We start from the raw sequence: 19880 nt of genomic DNA, 5'->3' as shown, positions 1-19880 counted from the left end.
CCTCACCCGTCTGCGGCGGTTTTCCGTCCGAAGACATCTTTTCATCCCTTCCGGAGAACGCTCCGGATGACGCAAGGATTCCGCCGTGAAAACCAGATCACGCCATCCCCGCAACCTGACCGGCCTGGCCGCTTTGGCCGCGCTTTCGACCGCTTTTCCGCTGGCTGGCGTCGCGCAGGACGCCGCCTCGCCGGTGCTGCTCGATACCGTGACCATCGACGGCGGCCTCTCGCCCATCGCCACGGATGCTTACGGGCGCGCCTATAGCATCGTCGAAGGCGAAGAGATGCGCAGCCGCGCCACGCCTTCGTTGCGCGCGGCGCTGACCGGACTTCCGGGGGTGTCGGTCAGCGAAACCGGCCTCAGCTTCGGCTCGATCCGGATGCGCGGCGCTCCGGCGAACCACACGCTCGTGCTGGTCGACGGCGTCGAGGCGCGCGGCGGCGGCGAGGCCTTCATCCTCTCGGGCATGGGCATCGGCGAGGTCGAGCGGCTCGAGATCCTGCGCGGCCCGCAATCGGTCTTCTTCGGCTCGCGCGCCTCTGCCGGTGTCGTCAACATCATCACGCGGCGCAGCACCGAACCGGGGACGGGCGGAGAGATCCGCGCCATGGTCGGCGACGGCTATGACGCCTCGGCCTTTGCCTATGCGCGCGGTGCGCAGGGCGGGGTCAGCCTGTCTTACGGCGCGCGCGACGATCACGGCTATGACGCCTCGGGCAAGGGCGGCGAAAAGGACGGCTCGCGCCGCCGCAGCCTGACGCTTTCGGGCGATTGGCAAGCGACCGAGACGCTGCGGTTCGGGCTGACCCAGTCCCAGGCGCGCGAGACCTACGGCTACGACAATTCCGACTACCTCGCGACCGGCGAGGCCGATTACATGCAGGATATCCGTGACCTCAACAGCAAGCGCGACGAACGGATCGGGCAGGTTTTCGCGGAATTCGATACGCTCGACGGCCGCCTGACCCATCGGCTGAGCTACGAGCGCAGCCGTTACGCGCAGGATTTCCCCGGTGATTTTCCCGTTCAGATGCTCGGCGTGACGCGGGCGCTGAAATACCGCGCGAGCCTTTCGCTCGACGGGGTGGAGGTCGAGGCGGCCAATCATCTGCTCAACATCATGGCCGAGCAGATCCGCTGGAGCGAGAGCGCGACCGGCATTGCCGCGCAGGAGAAAAGCACCGATTCCGTCGCGCTGGAATATCGCGGCTTTTACGGCAACGGGCTGGACGTGCAGGCGGGCATCCGGCGCGACAACAACAAGGGTTTTCGCGATTTCACCAGCTGGAACCTCGGCCTCTCCAAGGATTTCGGCAATGGCCTGCGGCTCCATGCCTCGGCGGGGGCCGGCATGACCAACCCGACCTTTACCGAGCTCTTCGGCTATCCGGGCTGGAGCGTCGGCAACCCCGATCTGTCGCCCGAGGTGAACCGCAGCATCGATATCGGCCTTGCCGCCGAAACCGCCGACGGGCGCGGGCAGGTTGATGTCACGCTCTTTCGCGAGAAGCTGACCGATATGATTTCGTCGGGAAGCTGCGCCACCGGCTTTTGCTCGGTCAATGTGGCCGGAGATACCGTCCGGCGCGGCGTCGAGATAGCCGGCAGCTACGCGTTGCGCGACAATTTCAGTCTGCGCGGTAGCTATAGCTATATCGATGTCGACCAGTCCGATGGTGCGCGCGCGGTCTATATCCCGCGTCACGAGGCGGTTCTCGGCGCAAGCTACCAGCACGGTCAAGGCACGGTCGGGGCGGATCTGCGCCATGTCGCGGGCGTCTATGCGCCGCAGGGCTGGGTTGGCGGAACCACGGCAGAGCTGCCCGATTTCACCACGCTCGACCTCTATGGCGATTATGCGCTCAACGATCGCGTCAAGTTGGTGGCGCGGGTCGAGAACGTCTTCGATACCGAAACCAAAGAGGCTTGGGGCTACGGCTGGCGCGGACGCAGCGCGCAGATCGGCTTTTCGACCAACTGGTGAGGGGCCGGTCCCGAGTGGGAAAAGGAAAGGGCGCCGCGGCGCCCTTTTTCGTCAAAGATCGATCTGGCCGCCTTGGCCTTGCGGCACGGCCGGCGCGGGCTCGGGCGCGTTGCGCCACGGATCGGGCCCGCGCTCGGGGGCGAGGCGGGGGTCCATGTCGGGCGAGGGGCGGGTCAGCTCCTGAAACTTGTCGCTGAGGGGCGGGGGCGGCGGCGCATCGGGTTTGCGCCGGATCAGAATGTCGCCATTGGCCAGCCGTTCGGGCGCTTGGTAATTGCCGATATCATCCATCATTGCGCCGAGATCGTCGAAGACCGGCGCGAATTCGTTGACCTTGGCACCAAGATCGCGGCCGATCGCCTCCATATGCGGCTCGATATCGCGCAAGAGATCCTCAAACAGCGAGTTCAGGCCGCGCTCGAAGGTCTTGCCGATTTCGCGATCACCTTCGTCGCTCCCGTTGCCCGCGCTGTCCTGATCGGCCGCAGGCGGCTCGTAAGCTTGGGCGAAAAGCGGCAAAGGAGCGGCAACCAGCAGCGCCAGAAGCGCCGGTTTCACAAGGGGCGAGGCAAGAAGTTTCATGTAAATCAGCCATCTTCGCGGTTGCAGGGCCAAGCCTCTGCGGCTGGGCCGGATCGGAGTCATTATAACCCCGTCGTATCGAATGGAAACCTTTGCCCGCATTGGCGCGCCGAACGGCCCGCGGTCCGGCGCGGTCAGGCGGGCTCGACGAGGTTGCGCGGGCGATGGGCCTCGCGGAATTGCTCCCATGCCTCGTTGATCGCGCGGGTGCGGGTTTCGGCCAGACGGACCGCCTCGGGCGGAAGGCCGCGCCCGACGGCGAGGTCGGGATGGGCCTCGCGGATGAGATCGCGCCAGCGTTTGCGCGCCTCGGGCAGCGGCGTATCGGCGGAAATCCCGAGGATCTCGCAGGGCAGGCATTGCTGCGACGGGTCGTAACGCAGGCGCAATGTGGCTACCTGTTCGGGTGCGACGCCGAGGATGCGCGCCACCTCGTCGATAAAGACGATTTCGGCCTCGTGCATCTCGCCATCTGCGACGGCGATGACGAAAAGCCCCTCGATCAGGTCGATCAGCACCGGATCGCCCGGCTCGAACATTTTGGCGATCCGTCTGGCCCAGCCGTCGAAACCCGCGACATCCTGACGGGCGAGGTCGAACACGCGGGCCGCGTTCTTTTCTTCGGAACGCGGGATCACGAAAACCCTGCGGAAGGCCGAAATTTCCGAGCGCTGGACTGCGCCGTCGGCTTTGGCGAGCTTGGCACCAAGGGCTATCACGGCAATGGTAAAAGCGACCGAGCGTTCAGGCGGGGTGGCCTTGCGCGGCCCCAGTCCCACCAATAGCGCCAGACGATCGGCGATTCGCTGCCAAAAGCTGCGGGGCTTGGGCAGTTCGGGGCAATCAACGGGGCGCATACGTTCGTTCATCGCGCAAATCGTATCGCGGATCGCGACGCTCCGCTAGGCGACAATCGTTTTCTTGATCGGGGCCGGTTTTTTCGTGAGCGGGAAGGGGTGCGGGCGCCTTCCGTCCGTTTGGCGTCACGAGGCGTCATGTGGCCCTACAAGGCGCGCAGGGCGGGCCGGCCCCGATCAACGGGGCCGGCGAAAGGCTTAGCGATGCGCGCCTTCGGCGAGCGAGGCCACAAAGGCCAGCACTTCGGGGACAGGGCGTCCCTCGCCGATCAGTTTGACGATGGCGCTGCCGACGACGCAGCCGTCAGCGACGCTTGCGATGGCATGGGCCGCATCGGGGGTCGAGATCCCGAAGCCCACGACGACCGGCAGATGCGCCGCCGCACGGATGCGAGCGACCTCGGGGCCGACGACATCGGCATTGGCCGCAGCCGAGCCGGTGATCCCGTTGACGCTGACGTAATAGACGAATCCGCTGGTATTCGCGAGAACGGCCGGCAGGCGCTTGTCGTCGGTGGTCGGCGTCGCGAGACGGATGAAGTTGATCCCAGCCTTTTGCGCGGGCAGGCAAAGCTCGTTGTCTTCCTCGGGCGGCAGATCGACGATGATCAGCCCGTCGACACCGGCCTCGACCGCTTCGGTCAGGAACAGGTCCACGCTGCCGTGACGGGCGTAGATCGTGTTGTAATAGCCCATCAAAACGATCGGGGTCGCGTTGTCGTCCTTGCGGAAGGCGCGCACCATATCGAGCGTGCGGCTCAGGCTGCCGCCGGCCGCCAGCGCGCGCTGGCCGGCCAGCTGGATGGTCGGGCCGTCGGCCATGGGATCGGTGAAGGGCACGCCCAGCTCGATGATGTCGACGCCCGCCGCAGGCAGGCCGCGCATGATCGCGAGCGAGGTGTCGAAATCGGGATCCGACGCCATCATATACGCCACGAACGCCTTTCGGTTGCGTTCTTTCAGCTGTGCAAAACACGTATCGATTCTGGTCATCTCAAGCCCTTCCGTCCGTTGCAACAAGGGTTAGCCTGCCGGAAGGGGAAAGATCAACGGCTTGGACCCGATCAGCGACTTTCTGTGGTCATCACGAGCCAGCTCGTGCCATATCGGTCGCGCGTCGTGCCGCAGCCCGGCGAGTAGAAGGTCGCGCCGAAGGGGCTCGCGACCGCGCCGCCATCCGAGAGCTGCTCGAAAACCGCGCGCGCCTCGTCGATGTCGCCAAAGCGCAGCGCGACCGAGACCCCCGATTGCGGTGCGCCGCCGAGTTGTGCGGGCTTGTCGGCGCCCATCAGGGTCGTGCCGTCGGGTAATCTCAGCTCCGCGTGGATGATCCATTCCTGCTGCTCGGCGCGCAAGGCGGGTGTGCCGGGGTGGCTGGGGATCTGCCCGAAGGGGGTCAGGGCAGGGGTTGTGCCGAAGATTTCGCCGTAAAAGGCCATGGCGGCGGCACATTGGCCCTGAAAGAATAAATAGGGGGTGATCTGCATCGCGCCCTCTCTGAAAATGTGACTCGTTAAAAACACCCCCAGTTTTGCGCAAACTCGGATGCGGCTCAATACTGGACTTGGCCTCTGCGCCCGCCTAGATAGCAGCAACGTATTTTGAAGGGATGACACATGGGCTTTCGCATGGGGATCGTTGGTATGCCGAACGTCGGCAAATCGACGCTGTTCAACGCGCTGACGCGGACTGCTGCGGCTCAGGCCGCCAACTTTCCGTTCTGCACGATCGAGCCCAATGTGGGCGAGGTCGCCGTGCCCGATCCGCGCCTCGACAAGCTGGCCGAGATTGCGGGCTCCAAGCAGATCATCCCGACGCGCATCACCTTTGTCGATATCGCGGGTCTGGTGAAGGGCGCCTCGAAGGGCGAGGGTCTGGGCAACCAGTTTCTCGCGAACATCCGCGAGGTCGATGCCATCGCTCATGTGCTGCGCTGTTTTGAAGACGGCGACATCACCCATGTCGAAGGCCGTATCGATCCCGTCGCCGATGCCGAGACCATCGAGACCGAGCTGATGATCGCCGATCTGGAATCGATCGAGCGCCGTCTGGCCAACCTCGTGCGCAAGGTCAAGGGCGGCGACAAGGAGGCGCTCGAGCAGGAGGCGCTTTTGAAACGCGCCCAGACCGCGCTGAACGAGGGCCGTCCGGCACGCACCGTCTCGGTTTCCGAGGACGAGCAGAAAGCCTGGAACATGCTCCAGCTGCTGACCTCGAAGCCGGTCCTTTACGTCTGCAACGTCGAGGAAGACAAAGCGGCCACCGGGAACAGCCAATCCGACCGCGTAGCCGAAATGGCCGCGAAACAGGGTGCGGGCCATGTCGTGATCTCGGCCAAGATCGAGGAAGAGATCAGCCAGCTCGACGCCGAAGAAGCCGAAATGTTCCTGAGCGAGCTGGGCCTGCACGAAGCCGGTCTCGACCGTCTGATCCGCGCGGGCTACGAGCTGTTGGGCCTTCAGACCTACTTCACCGTCGGCCCCAAAGAGGCCCGCGCCTGGACCATCCGTCAGGGCACCTCCGCACCGCAGGCCGCAGGCGTGATCCACGGCGACTTCGAGCGCGGCTTCATCCGTGCCGAAACCATCGCCTATGACGATTACGTTGCCGGCAACGGCGAGGCCGGTGCGCGCGAGGCGGGCAAGTTCCGCGTCGAGGGCAAGACCTATATCGTCAAGGACGGCGACGTCCTGCACTTCCTGTTCAACGCCTGAGGGCGGAATACGGGAAACGGCAAGGGCGGGGATTTCCCCGCCCTTTTGCATTGCCTGACCCTTCTCTTGCGGCGCCGTTGCGCGGCCGGTTGTCCCGCGCACAAGGAGTTCAACCGCCCCTGATGTCTTCGCGCAGGCGGTCGGCCAGTTCTTCGACATAGGGCTCGCCCAGAATGGTCAGATGCTCGCCATCCGTGTCGATGATGCGCACGCCGCGCGGCGCGACCATGGCCCAGCCCAGACCCGAGGCCAGCCCTTCGGGCGTGTCGCGGTCGCTGCCTGCCGCGCGAAAAACGGTGATCTCGCGCGGATAGGGCAAGGGGCGGTAGGAGCGGATCGCGAGATCGATCGCGGCCTGATGCGCGGTGGTGCCGCGCGCCGCGCCCTGACCCGAGACCCCGACCGAGCGGAAAAGCCGCAGCCGCAGCCGCTCGACGCGGAAGTCGATCTCGGTGCGCAGGACCTTCCAGCGGCCGGCGGCGACACCGCGGAAATTGTGGCGCAAGCGGCTGAGGTAATGGCGAAGCGAGCGCGGAACCGCTTTGGCGGGCCGCCCGCCCGGCCCTTCGGCATCGACGAAATAGAGGGCCGCCACATCGCGCCCCGCAGCGATCAGCTGTTGGCCCAGCTCGAAAGCGGCATAGCTGCCCTGCGAGACCGCGATCAGCCGCACCGGCCCTTTCGGCGCGGCGCGGGCAAGGCTTTGGGCATAGACCGCCGCGATTTCGGCGATCTCGGTCGGGCTGCTCGGGTCGAGCAGATCAAGGGTCAGCCCGTAGATCGGCTGGTCCTCGCCCAGAAGCTTCGCCAGCGGCCGGAAGAAATCGCCGCCCGGCCCGATGATATGGACGGCAAACAGCGGCGGCAGATCCCCCTTGGGCTGGATCGGGACCAGAGCATTCGGCGCGACGATCCCGTCGAGCCGCGCGATCTCGGCCGCGATCTGGCGCGCGGTCGAGGCCTGATAAAGCGTCGCAAGCGTGAGCCTTTTGCCGAAATCCCGCTCCAGCAGGCTCATCAAACGCACCGACAAGAGCGAATTGCCCCCCAGATCAAAGAAGCTCTGGTCGGGGCCGAGCACGTCGCGGCGCAAGAGCTCGCGAAAGATCGCCTGCACTTTGCGCGTCGCCTCGTCGGCGGGCGGCGCATCGGCAAGTGCGCTGCCTGCGCCCGCATTCGCGCTACCGTCACGGGCCGGTCGCGGCAGGCGGGCCATGTCGATCTTGCCGCCGCTCGATTGCGGCAGATGGGCGACGGGAATGATCTCGGGCAGCATGAAGGCAGGCAGATGCTGGGCGAGCCGCTCGTGCAGGCTGGTGGCCAAGGGCTGCGCTGCGGCGGCGGCTCTGTTGGCATCGGGGCCGCCGTCCTGACCGCCGGTCGTGCCGGCTTGCGGAGCGGGGGCCATCTCGGGACGGGGTTTGACCCAGGCCAGCAGCCGCGCCATCGGCGTGCCCGCCTGATCCAGTCCGACAACCGCGCTTTCGACGAAAGGCGAGGCCTCGAGCAGGGCCTCGATCGCGGAAAGCTCGATCCGGTAGCCGCGCAGCTTGATCTGCTTGTCGGCGCGCCCGTGATAGGTGAGCTGGCTTTGACCTTGGCTGTCGGTGATCCAGCTGACTCGGTCGCCGCTGCGGTAGATGCGCAAAAGCGGCAGGGCATGGCTTTCGCCCGCGCGGGTTGCGAAAGGATCAAGCCGGAAGACCGCCGCCGTCTGGTCGGGCTGGCCCTGATAGCCGTTCGCCAAAAGCGGCCCGCCGATCCACAGCTCGCCGCTGACGCCCTCCGGCGCAAGCGAGCCGTCGGGGCAAAGCACATAAAGCTGGGCCGCGCCGGTCGCCCGCCCGATAGGAACTTCGCCCGCAATCGTTCCCTGCGCCTCGTAAAGGGTCGAGGTGATCGTGGCCTCGGTCGGGCCGTAACCGTTCATCCAGCGGATCTTGGGGAAAAGCGCGCGCCACCGCTGGAGTGCCGCCGCCGAGACACGCTCGCCGCCGACCACCATCAGCCGCAATTGCGCGGCAATGGCGGCAAGGGTCGGATCCTTTGCCGGATCCTTGGGCGCGACATCGCGCAGATGGGCGACCAGAACATGCCAGAAGGCCGTCGGCAGATTCGCGACGCTGATGCGGTGATGGGCCATTGCCGCAAGGAAATCGGGCATCGATTGCGCCATTTCGGGGCTGCGCAGCACAAGGCGCGCGCCCGCGATCAGGCTGGGCAGGATTTCCTCGATCGAGATGTCGAAGTTGAGGCTGGCGAATTGCAGCACGCGGTCGCGCTCGCTCAGGCCGAAGGCCTTGACGGCGGCGCGGGCGTGATAGACCAGCGCGCCCTGCGCGATCTCGACGCCTTTGGGGCGGCCGGTCGAGCCCGAGGTGAAGATGACATAGGCGCGCCGCGCCGGATCGAAGGGCCCGCGCGCGGGGGCCAGTTCGGCGAGGCCCTGCTGGGCCGGCTCGTCAAGCGCGAGCTGCGGGATCGCGGCCCAGCCGAAAGCGGGGCGCAGCGTCGAAAGCGTCAGCAGCATGACCGCACCCGAGCGGGTGGTCATGTCCTGAAGGCTGGCCTCGGGGTAATCGGGATCGAGGGGCAGAAAGCTCGCCTCGGCCTTGAGCACCGCCAGCAGTGCCACGACGTAATCGTGCCCGCGCGGCAGGGCGAGGCCGACAATCTGGCCCGGCTGCACCCCCTCGAGGCGCAGCCTCTGGGCGAGATGGTTGGCGCGTCGGTCAAGTTCGTGGTAGCTCAGGCCTTCGTTCGGCCCCGCGTTCTGGTCAAGGGTGGCCTGTGCCGGGGCGACCGTTTCCACCGCGAGATGGTCGGGAAAGCGGGCGGCGGCGGCCTCGAAAAGATCGATCAGCGGGGCCTCGACCTCGGCGGGCAGCACCGGATCGGCGGGCGCGCCTTGGGCAAGAAGCGCCGCGATCTCGGCATCGGGCAGGGACTGGATCTGCGCCAGCGGCACATCGCCCGCTTCGGACATTGCCAGAAGCGTCTGGACGACATAGCCCGCCAGCCGCTCCATCCCCGCCGCATCGAAACGCTGCGGGTCGTATTCCAGCCGGATGAGCATCTCGGGATTGTCGTAGACCCCAAGGGTCATCGCGGTCGCCATCTGGCTGAGTTCGCGGCTGTCCGCGCCCTTGCCCTCGGGGCCCATGAGGTCGACGAACGTATCGGGCGAAACGCGGTCGAACATCACCAGACTGTCGAAAAGCGGCGTATCCTTGGGGGTCTCGGCCAGTTCGGAAATCACGGCGAGCGGGGTCTGCTCGAACCTTTTTGTGGCGGCGACGAATTTGCGCTGCTCCTGCAGCAGCTGGTCGAGGGTCAGCCCCGCAAGCTGGCTGCGCACCGGCAAAGTGTTGATCAGACAGCCGACCGAACGCATCGCCGGCCGCGAGATGAAGCGCCCCGCTCGGGTCAGGCCGAAGACCGCCTCGCTGCGTCCGGAAACCCGTGCGAGCACCAGCCCCCATGCCGCGCAGATGATATTGGCGGTGGTCGCCCCCGCAGCACGCGCGCGGTCGCGGATCGCCTGCGACTGGCGCAGGTCGAGCCGGTGGGCGATGATCTTGCTGCTCTGGCCGTCAAGCGGCGGCGCGCCTTCGGCAGGGCGCGCGAGAAAGACGGGATCAAGCCGGTTCGGCTCGTCGAAACCCGCCAGATGATCGCGGAAAAACTCTTGCGCCTGCGTCAGGTCCTGATCGGCAATGGCGCGGCAGATCTCGAGGAAAGAGGGGCTCGCGGCCAGTTTCGGCTCGGGCGTGGTGCCGTCGCGATAGGCGCGGTAGTGATCCATCAGATCGCCGAGCAGCATGACGAAGCTCTGCCCGTCCATGATCGCGTGATGCATGGCGATGACCATGGCGACATGATCGGGGGCGAACTGGATCATCCGCACCCGCCAGTTCGGGGCCCGACCCAGCGCGATCCCCTGACGGCGGTCGGCGGCGAGCCAGTCGGGCAGATCCTCGTCTTGCGCCTTGCTGTCGAGCCCGGTCCAGTCGAGATGGAGGAAATCGACCTCGACCTCGGGCAAAGCGAATTGCACCGGCCCGTCCACCGCCAAAGGATCAAGCGCGGTGCGCAGCACGTCATGGCGCGTGGTCAGCTGTTGCCACGCCTGACGCATGGCGGCGATATCGATGGTTTGGCCGCGGAAATGGACGATGAACTGCAGCACGTTCAGCGCGGGGCGGCCGGCGAGCTGGCTTTCCAGCAAAAGCCCGACCTGCATCTGGGTCATCGGCGCGCGCTCGATTCCGGCCGTCGCCACCTGGCCGTCCTGCGGCTCGGGGAGGGTCTGATCTGGGGGTGCGCTGAAAGACATAGGGGGCACTAGCCTAGATGGGAGCGAGAATCGAGGAGGAATGCAGCCCCGCCATCAAAAGCGCTGTTGCAGCCGTAATCAAGGACATAGCCAAATCGTGGCGCGGATCCCAGACGTGATAGCGTCGCGCGAATGCCGCGATCAGCGGATAGGCGAGGACGAAGGACAGCCCCTGACCAAAGATCGCGCCCTTGAGCCCGAAAAGCGCCGCCATCCCCGCCGTACAGAGAACGAAAAGCCCGCCGCGTGCCGCCGTGAGCCAGAAGAACTGCCGAGAATCTCCCATGGTCAGCGCGATCTGGTCGTAGCTCATGACGATGAGCTGCGGCATGAAGGCCAAAGACAGCAGCATGACGATCGTGCCCGCCGTCTGATAACGCGGGTCGTAAAGCAGGTCGACCAGCGCATAGCCGCCAAGCGCCAAGGTCATCGCCAGCACCATCAGCGCGCCGGTCAACACGAAGCGGAAGCGGCGCAGCGCGGCGAAATCGGCGGGGGTGGGGGCGCTGCCGTCCTCGGGCAGATGGGCGCGGTAGAGCGGAATCATCATGCGCCCGACCAATGCCCCTCCGAGCATCAGGGGCACCGAGGCCAAAGTATAGCCGATGTTGTAGATCCCGAGCATTTCAAGGCTCAGGAAGGTGCTCAGGATCAGCTTGTCGCCCTGCGCCACCAGAAAACCCGCAACCGTGCTGAGAAAGATCCATTTGCCGAAATGGAGAAGCTCGCGCGCCGCGCGCCCCTCGATGCGGAAGCGGTTGGCGGGGCCGGGCAGGTGGCGCGACATGAGGTAAAGACGCAAGCCCGCTCCCAACAGCTGGCCCGCGACCAGCGACCAGACAGATCCGGTCCACCATGCAAGCGTGATCATCACCACCGTTGCCGCGATCTGGCTGAGCAGGTCGAAAAGCGTCACCCGTCCAAGCTGCAGGTGGCGCGCGGCGGTATCGACGCGGGTGGGCTCGAATCCGGTGATCGCAAGGATGGCGGCCGCGACCTGAATGATCAGCACCAGCTCGGGGATCTGGTAGAACCGCGCCATCGGCCAGGCCAGAAGGCAGGCGATGATCCACAGTCCGAAGCCGCGCACGAGGTCGAGCGACCAGGCCGTGTCGAGAAATACCGGATCATCGCCACGCGGGCTGCGCAGGATCGACTGGCCGATGCCGATATCGGAAAAGAGCTTGAGCCCGACCACCAGCATCGTGACCAAAGCCATGAGGCCGAAAGCCTCGGGCATCAGCAATTTCGCCAGAACCAGATTGCCGCCGAGCCGCAGCGCCTGGGCGCCGCCGAAACCGATGATCGTCATGGCCGAGCCATGCATGATGCGGCGGCCGAGCCGCGAACCCTGCGCGGAAACGGCTTCAGGCGCGGCAGCGGCCGCGTCGGTCGGTAGGGCGGAGGCGTCGGAACCAGTGGTCATGGTGAAACAGGACAAGCTACGCGGGACAGGCGGAAAATCGGTTTGGGCAATGTCGGGGGCTGCAGGGCCGTTACAGGCGGGCTGCGGGGAAAACTGTTAGCTATGGGAATGGATCATTATCGCGGGAATGGACAGCCTGTCTTTTGGCTAGGTCGGGCCTCGGGATGCAAAATATCTGCCCCGCCGGTTGAACTCGCACGGGCGGGAGGCGTCTAGTCCGGCGTGTCGGCTCCGTCGCGCAGCCGCAATGTCGCGGCCATCGCACCGCGCAGATGGGCGCGCACCAGACGCGCGGCGCTATCGGCGCGGCGCTCGGCCAGAGCGGCGAAGATCTGGCGGTGCTCGGCAAGGGATTGGCCGATCCTTTCGGGGCGCTGCAGTTGGGCGCGGCGCAGGATCTCGAAACGGTTGCGCAGGTCGCGGGCGATCTGGGCGAGCTGGCCGTTGCCGCTGAACTGGCAGATCCGGTCGTGGAAGTCGAAGTTGAGCTGCTGGTAGGTCTCGTGCGCGCCCGCGGCCTGCGCTTCGGCCATCTGCGTCATCAGGTCCTCGAGAACGATGGTCTGGGTGATCGACATGCGGCCGGCGGCAAGGGCGGCGCAAAGCGCTTCGACCTCGGACATGGCCTCGAAACTTTCGGCGAGATGGGCGGGATCGGGGGCGATGACCTCGACCCCGCGATAGGGGCGGCGCAGGGCAAGGCCGCGCGCGCAAAGCTCGGTCAGGGCCTCGCGCACCGGCGTGCGCGACAGATGGTGGGTCTCGGCGAGGGTTTTTTCGTCCAGCCGGGTTCCGGCCGCGATCCGGCCCGAGATGATCTCGCGGGAAAGCTGCTCGAGAAGGCGCAAGGCGTTGGTTTCGGTCATGACTTCCGTTGGGCTGGGCGCATTCGCTTGGCGCGGTTGCATGGCTTGGCTCGGTCCGAGCGCGGTTTTTGGCGCGGTTTGCGGTGAAAGATCGCGAATATCTCGCGATAAATCGGTTGGATTGTGTGCAATATAGGTCTATTAGCGCGATTAAGTATACAACTTTGCGTCGGAAGGAAAGGTTCATGGCGATTTCGACCGTCGAGGCGCGTCTCAAGCGATTTGGGCTGGATCGCTATATGATGCTCTTGATCCTGACCGTGGCTCTGGCGACCTTCCTGCCGGCGCGGGGCGTGTTTGCGGGCGTTCTGGGGCAGGTAACCTATTGGGCTGTCGCACTTTTGTTCTTCATCTACGGCGCGAAACTCTCGACGGCGACCATTGTTTCGGGGCTGTCGAACTGGAAGCTGCAAATCGGCTGCCTGCTGTGCACCTATGCGCTTTTCCCGCTGCTCGGCTTGGGGATTGCCCCGATTGCGGGTGCCTATCTGCCTGCGGCTTTCGGAATCGGACTGCTTTATATCGGATGTCTGCCCTCGACGGTGCAAAGCTCGATCGCATTCACCTCGGTTTCGGGGGGCAATGTCGCGGGGGCGGTTTGTGCAGCCTCGATCTCGAATGTGCTGGGGGTGGCGCTCGCGCCTTTGCTCATCGCGCTGCTGATCCCTTCCGATGCAGGTTTCGGGATTGATAGCGGCGCGGTCTGGAAGATCGTGCAGCAGATCCTTTTGCCCTTCGCGCTCGGCCAGCTGTGCCGCCCGTTGCTGGGACAATGGCTGCATCGCCACAAGCTGGCGACCACGATCGTCGATCGCGGCTCGATCCTGCTGATCGTCTATTCGGCCTTCAGCGCCGGTGTGGTGAACGGGATTTGGCATGCGGTGGACGCGCCGCATATGGTCGCGCTTTGGGCGCTCGTTTGCGCCATGATGGGGCTGGGGATGATCATCACCGTCATTGCCGGACGCGCGGCAGGGATGGAGCGGCCCGATCTTTTGGCGCTGTTTTACTGCGGTTCGACCAAATCGCTCGCGACGGGGATGCCGATGGCGGGGATCTTGTTCGCGGGTCAGGATGTCGCGATGATCGTGCTGCCCCTGATGCTGTTCCATCTGACCCAGCTGTTCGTTTGCGCGGTGATCTCGCAGCGTATGGCGATGCGGCTGGAAGAGGCGGCGGCCGCCGCCTGAGGAAAGCGGCGGGGAAAGAAAAAGGCTCCGGTCCTTGCGGATCGGAGCCTTTGTTTTTCTACCTTTGCCGGCGATCAGGCCGGAAGTTTCGCGGCCCTTTTGGCCTGGCGCGCGGCGACGCGTGCGCGGATCGCTTCGACATCCGTGATGGGCGTCGCGGCGAAGAGCTCTTGCGTATAGGGGTGCTGCGGATTGGTGAAGACCGCCTCGCGGCTGCCTTGCTCGACCGCCTCGCCCTTGTTCATCACCAGCACGTCGTCGGCAATATAGCGCACCACCGACAGGTCGTGGCTGATGAAGACGTAAGCGAGATTGAACTCTGCCTGAAGGTCGGCGAGCAGGTTGAGAACCTGTGCCTGCACCGAGAGATCCAGCGCCGAGACCGGCTCGTCGAGCACCAGCAGCGTCGGGTTGAGCATCAAGGCCCGCGCGATCGCGATCCGCTGGCGCTGCCCGCCCGAGAACATATGCGGGTAGCGGTTGAAGTGCTCGGGGCCGAGGCCGACCTTGACCAGCATCGCCTCTGCCCGCGCGCGCCGTTCGGCCGCGGGGGTATTTGTGTTCAGGAGAAGCGGCTCCATCAGCACGTCGCCGATCTTCTGGCGCGGGTTGAGGCTGCCGTAGGGGTTCTGGAACACCATCTGCACCTTGGAGCGCATCACCTTGTCGGGGCGGCTTTTGTTGATGTCGACGGCTTTGCCCTCGATCAGCAATTCGCCTCCCGAGGCGGGGTCGATCAGCGCGACGATCCGCGCCAGCGTCGATTTGCCCGAGCCGGATTCGCCGACGATGGCGAGGGTTTTGCCGCGCTCGACCGAGAAGCTGATGCCCTTGACCGCGCGCACGGTTTTGGCGGCGCGCATCATCGAGCCCGGGACGATATAGTCGCGGGTCAGGTTGCGGCCTTCAACGATAACGCTCATTGCTGCACCTTTGCTTGCTGGGCCGCTTCATCGGGCGAGATGAAATCCGCCACCGTGGGCAGGCGGTCTCCGGTCGCGTTTTCGGGCAAAGCCGAGAGCAGCGCGCGGGTATAGTTGCTTTTGGGGTTCTCGAAGAGGTCGAGGACCTTGGCCTCTTCCATCTTGCGGCCCTTGTATTGCACCTGCACCCGATCGGCGGTTTCCGCGACGACGCCCATGTCGTGGGTAATCAGGATCAGCGCCATGTCGAGACGCTCCTGCAGCTCCATCAGCAGATCGAGGATCTGCTTCTGGATCGTCACGTCGAGCGCGGTGGTCGGCTCGTCGGCGATGATCAGGCGCGGGTCGGTGGCGATCGCCATGGCGATCATCACGCGTTGGCACTGGCCGCCCGACATCTGGTGGGGATAGGCCTTGAGCTTCTGCTCGGGGTCGGGGAGGCCGACCTTCTTGAACAGGTCGAGCGCCTTGGCCCGCGCGGACTTGCGGTCGAGACCGGCGTTGAAGCGCAGCACTTCCTCGATCTGGTAGCCCGCCGTGAACGAGGGGTTGAGCGAGGCGATCGGCTCCTGGAAGATCATGGTGATCTCGCGGCCGATCAGCTTGCGGCGGTCCTTTGCCGACATCGTCAGCAGGTTCTGGCCGTCATAGCTCATCTCGTCGGCGGTGATGGTGGCGGTATCGGGCAAAAGCCCCATGACCGCAAGCATCGAAACCGACTTGCCCGAGCCGGATTCGCCCACGATCGCCAGCACTTCGCCCTTGTCGACCGAGACGTCGATCCCGTCGACAGCCGTGAAGCTGCCGGTCGAGGTCGCGAAACGGACGGTGAGGTTTTTGATGGTAAGAAGGGCCATGACCTCAGCTCCGCTTCAGTTTCGGATCGAGCGCGTCGCGCAGCCCGTCGCCCATCAGGTTGATCGCGAGGACCGAAACCAGAATGGCGAGGCCAGGCAGCGTGACGACCCACCATGCGCGCAGGATGAACTCGCGTGCTTCGGCGAGCATCGTGCCCCATTCCGGGGTCGGAGGTTGTGCGCCCATGCCGAGAAAGCCGAGAGCCGCCGAGTCGAGCACCGCCGAAGAGAAGCTCAGCGTGGCTTGGACGATCAGGGGGGCGAGGCAGTTCGGCAGGATGGTTTTGAACATCAGCCGCAAATTGCCCGCGCCGGCAACCCGTGCCGCCGAGACGTATTCGCGCTCTTTCTCGCCCATGACCGCCGCGCGGGTGAGGCGGGCGAAATGGGGTTGATAGACGATGGCGATGGCGATCATCGCATTGGTGAGGCCCGGCCCGAGGACCGCGACCAGCACCAGCGCCAGAAGCAGCGACGGGAAGGCGAGGATGACATCCATGACGCGCATGATCACGGTATCGACCCAGCCGCCGAAGAAGCCCGCGACAAGGCCGATGATCACGCCGCCGGTCAGGGCGATCGCCACGACGACGATGCCGATGAACAGCGAGTACTGCGAGCCGTAGATCAGGCGCGACAGCATGTCGCGACCGACCGCATCGGTGCCCAGAAGAAAGCCTGCGCGGCCGCCCTCCTGCCAGACCGGCGGCACCAAAAGCGCGTCGCGGAACTGTTGGGTCGGGTCATGGGGCGCCAGAAGCGGAGCGAAGATCGCCGTCAGCACCAGCAGGACGAAGACGCAGAGCCCGAAAACCGCGCCGCGGTTCTGGCGGAAGTAGAACCAGAATTCCGCGAGCATCCGGCGACGGATCGCGCTGCTTGAAAGAGTGGCGGTTGCGTCGGTCATTTGTGCCGGATCCTCGGGTTGATGAGACCATAGGTCAGGTCGACGATCAGGTTCACGATCATCACGATGGCGGCGATCAGCAGAAGGCCCGATTGGACGACCGGATAGTCACGCCGCGAGATAGAATCGATCATCCATTTGCCGATGCCCGGCCAGGAGAAAATCGTCTCTGTCAGGATGGCGCCGGCCATCAGCACGCCGATTTGAAGGCCGATGGTGGTGATCACGGGGATCATTGCGTTGCGCAGGGCGTGCACGCCGATCACGCGCGACGGCGGCAGGCCCTTGGCCTTGGCGGTGCGCACATAATCCTCGCCCATGACCTCGAGCATGGCCGAGCGCGTCTGGCGCGCAATGACCGCAAGCGGGATCGTGGCCAGCACGACCGAGGGCAGGATCAAATGCGAAACCGCCGAGGCGAAGGCGCCTTTTTGTCCCGACAGCAGGCTGTCGATCAGCATGAAGCCGGTGACGGGCGGGAAGAAATACATCAGCGAGATCCGGCCCGAGACCGGCGTCCACTGCAAAATCCCCGAGAAGAAGATGATCAGCAGCAGGCCCCACCAGAAGATCGGCATCGAAAAGCCGACCAGAGCGCCCGTCATCGAGATCTGGTCGAACCACGAGCCGCGCTTGATCGCGGCCAGCACGCCGATCGGCACGCCGATCAGGGTTGCCAGCAGGATCGCCACGAGGCCCAGCTCGACCGTTGCCGGGAAGAGCGCGAAGAACTCGTCGAGAACCGGCTTTTTGGTGACCAGGGAATTGCCCAGATCGCCCTGCATCAGATTGCCGAGATAATGCAGATATTGCTGGACGACCGGCTTGTCGTAGCCGAGCTGTGCCGAGATTTCGGCATAGCGCTCCGGCGAGACGCCGCGCTCGCCCGCCATCAGCAGCACCGGATCGCCCGGAAGCAGGCGGATGAAGCTGAAAGCGACGATCGTGATGCCCAGAAAAGTCGGCACCAGATACAGTAATTTGGAAAGGATGAACTTGATCATCGTACCTCTAACCCGAAAGCCGCGCGGAGGGTGTGGACCCCGCGCGGCCTGCCTGATTGTGCTATCGATATCGACCGATATTATTCCGTGATATCAACGGTGCCGAAAGTGTAATCGCCAAGCGGCGACTGGACGAAGCCGGTGACGTTTTTGGTCATCGGCACATATTGGGTCGAGTGGGCCAGCGTGCCCCAGGGAGCCTGATCCTTGAAGATGACCTGGGCTTGCTCATAGAGCTTCACGCGTTCTTCGTGGTCCGTGGAGGTTTTCGCTTTGGCGAGGATATCCGAAAACTCCTTGTTGCACCAGAAGGCGCGGTTCGCACCGCCCTCTGCGGCCGATGCGCAAGACAGCAGGACCGACAGGAAGTTGTCCGGATCGCCGTTGTCGCCGGTCCAGCCGAGGATGACGGCGCCCTTGCGGTCGGCTTCCATCGACTTTTTCAGATACTCGCCCCATTCATAGGACACGATCTCGACCTTGACGCCGACTTTCGCGAAATCGGCCTGCATCATTTCGGCGGCGCGGCGGGCGTTCGGCATATAGGGACGCTGCACCGGCATCGCCCAGATCTCCATGCTCAGATCCTTGACGCCGGCTTCGTCGAGAAGCTTTTTCGCGGCTTCGGGATCGAATGCGTCGTCGGCGATTGCGTCGTCATAGGACCACATGGTCGGCGGGATCGGGTTCTTGGCGACAACGCCCGAGCCCTGATAGACGGCATCGACCAGCGCCTGCTTGTCGATCGACATGTTGAGCGCCTTGCGCACGCGCACATCGTCGAAGGGGGCGACGGTGGTGTTATAGGCGAGGTAGCCCACGTTCAGACCGGCCTGCTCGTCCATCTTGAGGTTCGCATCGGCGCGGATCGTTTCGAGATCGGCGGGCGAAGGATAGGGCATCAGCTGGCATTCGTTGGCCTTGAGCTTTTGCAGGCGCACCGAAGCATCGGGGGTGATGGCGAAAACCAGATCGTCGATCTTGGGCGCTTCGCCCCAGTAATCGGCGTTCTTGGCGTAACGGATGACCGCGTCTTTCTGGTAGGCCACGAATTTGAACGGGCCGGTACCGATGGGCAGGTTGTTCAGGTCCTCGCGGGTGCCGGCCGCGTCGAGCGTATCGGCGTATTCCTTGGACATGATCGAGACGAAGGGCATCGCGATATTGGCGAGGAAGGGCGCTTCGGGCTGGTTCAGCGTGAACTTGACCGTGTAGTCGTCGACTTTCTCGATCGACTTGATCAGCTTGTCCATCTCCATCGAGCTGTAATACTCGTAGGTGATGCCGGCGTTATAGGCGTGCCACGGGTTGTCGGCCTTGCCCTGACGCTCGTAGCTGAAGATCACGTCGTCGGCGTTGAAGTCGCGCGTCGGGGTGAATTTGTCGTTCGAGTGGAACTTGACGCCCTTGCGCAGGTGGAAGGTGTATTCGGTGCCGTCTTCCGAAACGTCCCAGCTTTCCGCCAGAGCCGGCTCGACCTCGGTCGTGCCCGCCTTGAACTCGGTCAGGCGGTTATACATCGTATGGGCCGCTGCGTCGAAGGTCGTGCCCGACGTATAGGGCGCCGGATCGAAGCCCTCAGGGGAACCTTCCGAGCAATAAACGAAGGTTTTGGCGTGCAGCGGTGCCGCGGCCATGAGCGCAAGCGCAGTGGTCGCGAGGAACCGTTTGGAGATGATCGACATAAGGCCTCCCATGCCTGTGTAGAGTTGTGATCATGATGCAATCCAATCTGACCCACAGGTCAAGTAGGGCTGCTGGCAGCTTCGTTGTATTTGCATGAATTGCGCTACAAAATGACGAAATCATGCGGGTCCAATCATAAGATTTGCCAGAGGGCGATGATTTGTCGCAAGGCTCGCGCAATGGGAGAAGGGCTTGCCCTAACGTCAATGTGATCTGATTCTTTAGTCGCAATCAATGCGGTCCGGCGGGCGTGCTGTTTGCGGGTGCGAACGCCGTTCTGCCGGTGACGGGCGGGGGCATTGGCGTGCGGGCCAAAGCCGGTTTTCCGCTCGGGATCTCGCACTGGCGATCACGGGAGCGCGAGAGGCTTTGGCATCTGCGTGTCGGGAGGGCTGCGCGGGACGGCGATGGAGGGTTCGGCCCTTGTGCGATCCGGCCGTCGCGACAGGCGGGAAAGATCAAGGGAAATCAACCAAAAGGCGAGAAATGCCGCATGGTCGCTCGCGTTTTATAAAGAAAAATCGCATGGTTACGCTTTCGTGAGG

Annotated in this window: 15 protein-coding genes and 1 pseudogene; 4 read left to right on the top strand and 12 right to left on the bottom strand. The window is 64.5% G+C overall.

The window, feature by feature from the left end; all coding sequences use genetic code 11:
* The first annotated feature begins 85 nt into the window (after positions 1-85).
* On the top strand, positions 86-1987 hold the full coding sequence (locus tag ACFFUC_RS09175) for a TonB-dependent receptor plug domain-containing protein (protein WP_377685571.1): 1902 nt from the start codon (positions 86-88) through the stop codon (positions 1985-1987).
* A 51-nt stretch (positions 1988-2038) separates the two neighbouring features.
* Here the strand turns inward: ACFFUC_RS09175 and ACFFUC_RS09170 are convergent, their stop codons facing one another.
* The 4 genes from ACFFUC_RS09170 to ACFFUC_RS09155 form a co-directional block, all read right to left on the bottom strand.
* The gene (locus tag ACFFUC_RS09170) at positions 2039-2569 is read right to left on the bottom strand and encodes a hypothetical protein (RefSeq protein WP_377685569.1); all 531 of its coding nucleotides are present in this window, start codon (positions 2567-2569) and stop codon (positions 2039-2041) included.
* 134 nt (positions 2570-2703) lie between these two features.
* Positions 2704-3438, bottom strand: a complete 735-nt coding sequence (locus ACFFUC_RS09165) for a TerB family tellurite resistance protein (RefSeq protein WP_377685567.1) — start codon at positions 3436-3438, stop codon at positions 2704-2706.
* A 186-nt stretch (positions 3439-3624) separates the two neighbouring features.
* Positions 3625-4419 carry a tryptophan synthase subunit alpha gene (trpA, locus tag ACFFUC_RS09160; RefSeq protein ID WP_377685565.1) on the bottom strand — a complete coding sequence of 265 codons (795 nt, stop codon included), beginning with the start codon at positions 4417-4419 and terminating at the stop codon, positions 3625-3627.
* A gap of 71 nt (positions 4420-4490) precedes the next feature.
* A complete protein-coding gene (locus ACFFUC_RS09155) occupies positions 4491-4913 on the bottom strand; it encodes a VOC family protein (RefSeq protein WP_377685563.1) in 423 nt (140 codons plus the stop codon).
* Between the two features lie 129 nt (positions 4914-5042).
* Here ACFFUC_RS09155 and ychF point away from each other — a divergent pair, with 129 nt between their 5' ends.
* Positions 5043-6140, top strand: coding sequence for a redox-regulated ATPase YchF (gene ychF / locus ACFFUC_RS09150; RefSeq protein WP_377685561.1), 1098 nt, complete (start codon positions 5043-5045; stop codon positions 6138-6140).
* Positions 6141-6249: 109 nt separating this feature from the next.
* Here ychF and ACFFUC_RS09145 read toward each other — a convergent pair whose 3' ends face one another.
* Together ACFFUC_RS09145 and ACFFUC_RS09140 are read right to left on the bottom strand one after the other, a co-directional pair.
* Complete coding sequence (locus ACFFUC_RS09145; protein ID WP_377685559.1) at positions 6250-10422, bottom strand: non-ribosomal peptide synthetase; 4173 nt, start codon at positions 10420-10422, stop codon at positions 6250-6252.
* A 67-nt stretch (positions 10423-10489) separates the two neighbouring features.
* Entirely contained in the window at positions 10490-11347 is an 858-nt protein-coding gene (locus ACFFUC_RS09140) for an oligosaccharide flippase family protein (RefSeq protein WP_377685557.1), read from the bottom strand.
* Between the two features lie 12 nt (positions 11348-11359).
* Between ACFFUC_RS09140 and ACFFUC_RS09135 the strand changes: the two are divergent.
* Positions 11360-11457, top strand: a pseudogene (locus ACFFUC_RS09135).
* A gap of 657 nt (positions 11458-12114) precedes the next feature.
* On the opposite strand, the gene ACFFUC_RS09130 reads toward ACFFUC_RS09135, so the two are convergent.
* Positions 12115-12768 carry a GntR family transcriptional regulator gene (locus ACFFUC_RS09130; protein WP_377685555.1) on the bottom strand — a complete coding sequence of 218 codons (654 nt, stop codon included), beginning with the start codon at positions 12766-12768 and terminating at the stop codon, positions 12115-12117.
* Positions 12769-12953: 185 nt separating this feature from the next.
* Between ACFFUC_RS09130 and ACFFUC_RS09125 the strand changes: the two genes are divergently transcribed.
* Positions 12954-13958, top strand: a complete 1005-nt coding sequence (locus ACFFUC_RS09125) for a bile acid:sodium symporter family protein (protein ID WP_377685554.1) — start codon at positions 12954-12956, stop codon at positions 13956-13958.
* 74 nt (positions 13959-14032) lie between these two features.
* Here ACFFUC_RS09125 and ACFFUC_RS09120 read toward each other — a convergent pair whose 3' ends face one another.
* The 5 genes from ACFFUC_RS09120 to ACFFUC_RS09100 form a co-directional block, all read right to left on the bottom strand.
* Entirely contained in the window at positions 14033-14881 is an 849-nt protein-coding gene (locus ACFFUC_RS09120) for a dipeptide ABC transporter ATP-binding protein (protein WP_377685552.1), read from the bottom strand.
* The gene (locus ACFFUC_RS09115; protein ID WP_377685550.1) at positions 14878-15738 is read right to left on the bottom strand and encodes an ABC transporter ATP-binding protein; all 861 of its coding nucleotides are present in this window, start codon (positions 15736-15738) and stop codon (positions 14878-14880) included. Before ACFFUC_RS09115 ends, ACFFUC_RS09120 begins: the two co-directional genes overlap by 4 nt.
* A gap of 4 nt (positions 15739-15742) precedes the next feature.
* The gene (locus tag ACFFUC_RS09110) at positions 15743-16645 is read right to left on the bottom strand and encodes an ABC transporter permease subunit (protein ID WP_377685549.1); all 903 of its coding nucleotides are present in this window, start codon (positions 16643-16645) and stop codon (positions 15743-15745) included.
* Positions 16642-17649: an ABC transporter permease subunit gene (locus ACFFUC_RS09105; protein ID WP_377685548.1), complete on the bottom strand. Its 1008-nt coding sequence runs from the start codon at positions 17647-17649 to the stop codon at positions 16642-16644. The genes ACFFUC_RS09110 and ACFFUC_RS09105 overlap by 4 nt, the downstream gene beginning before the upstream one ends.
* An 80-nt stretch (positions 17650-17729) precedes the next feature.
* Entirely contained in the window at positions 17730-19334 is a 1605-nt protein-coding gene (locus ACFFUC_RS09100; RefSeq protein ID WP_377685546.1) for an ABC transporter substrate-binding protein, read from the bottom strand.
* Positions 19335-19880: the final 546 nt, after the last annotated feature.

Origin of the sequence: Paracoccus cavernae (assembly GCF_042430175.1) — a bacterium.
Lineage (GTDB): Bacteria > Pseudomonadota > Alphaproteobacteria > Rhodobacterales > Rhodobacteraceae > Paracoccus > Paracoccus cavernae.
The sequence above is the reverse complement of the archived record's forward strand: the minus strand, read 5'-3'. Positions and strand labels throughout refer to the sequence as shown.

Excerpts from the sequence above, each read along its gene's own strand:
- ACFFUC_RS09170 (WP_377685569.1), bottom strand. The coding sequence starts at position 2,569 with ATGAAACTTCTTGCCTCGCCCCTTGTGAAACCGGCGCTTCTGGCGCTG.
- ACFFUC_RS09165 (WP_377685567.1), bottom strand. The coding sequence starts at position 3,438 with ATGAACGAACGTATGCGCCCCGTTGATTGCCCCGAACTGCCCAAGCCC.
- trpA (WP_377685565.1), bottom strand. The coding sequence starts at position 4,419 with ATGACCAGAATCGATACGTGTTTTGCACAGCTGAAAGAACGCAACCGA.
- ACFFUC_RS09155 (WP_377685563.1), bottom strand. The coding sequence starts at position 4,913 with ATGCAGATCACCCCCTATTTATTCTTTCAGGGCCAATGTGCCGCCGCC.
- ychF (WP_377685561.1), top strand. The coding sequence starts at position 5,043 with ATGGGCTTTCGCATGGGGATCGTTGGTATGCCGAACGTCGGCAAATCG.
- ACFFUC_RS09140 (WP_377685557.1), bottom strand. The coding sequence starts at position 11,347 with ATGATCACGCTTGCATGGTGGACCGGATCTGTCTGGTCGCTGGTCGCG.
- ACFFUC_RS09130 (WP_377685555.1), bottom strand. The coding sequence starts at position 12,768 with ATGACCGAAACCAACGCCTTGCGCCTTCTCGAGCAGCTTTCCCGCGAG.
- ACFFUC_RS09125 (WP_377685554.1), top strand. The coding sequence starts at position 12,954 with ATGGCGATTTCGACCGTCGAGGCGCGTCTCAAGCGATTTGGGCTGGAT.
- ACFFUC_RS09120 (WP_377685552.1), bottom strand. The coding sequence starts at position 14,881 with ATGAGCGTTATCGTTGAAGGCCGCAACCTGACCCGCGACTATATCGTC.
- ACFFUC_RS09115 (WP_377685550.1), bottom strand. The coding sequence starts at position 15,738 with ATGGCCCTTCTTACCATCAAAAACCTCACCGTCCGTTTCGCGACCTCG.
- ACFFUC_RS09110 (WP_377685549.1), bottom strand. The coding sequence starts at position 16,645 with ATGACCGACGCAACCGCCACTCTTTCAAGCAGCGCGATCCGTCGCCGG.
- ACFFUC_RS09105 (WP_377685548.1), bottom strand. The coding sequence starts at position 17,649 with ATGATCAAGTTCATCCTTTCCAAATTACTGTATCTGGTGCCGACTTTT.
- ACFFUC_RS09100 (WP_377685546.1), bottom strand. The coding sequence starts at position 19,334 with ATGTCGATCATCTCCAAACGGTTCCTCGCGACCACTGCGCTTGCGCTC.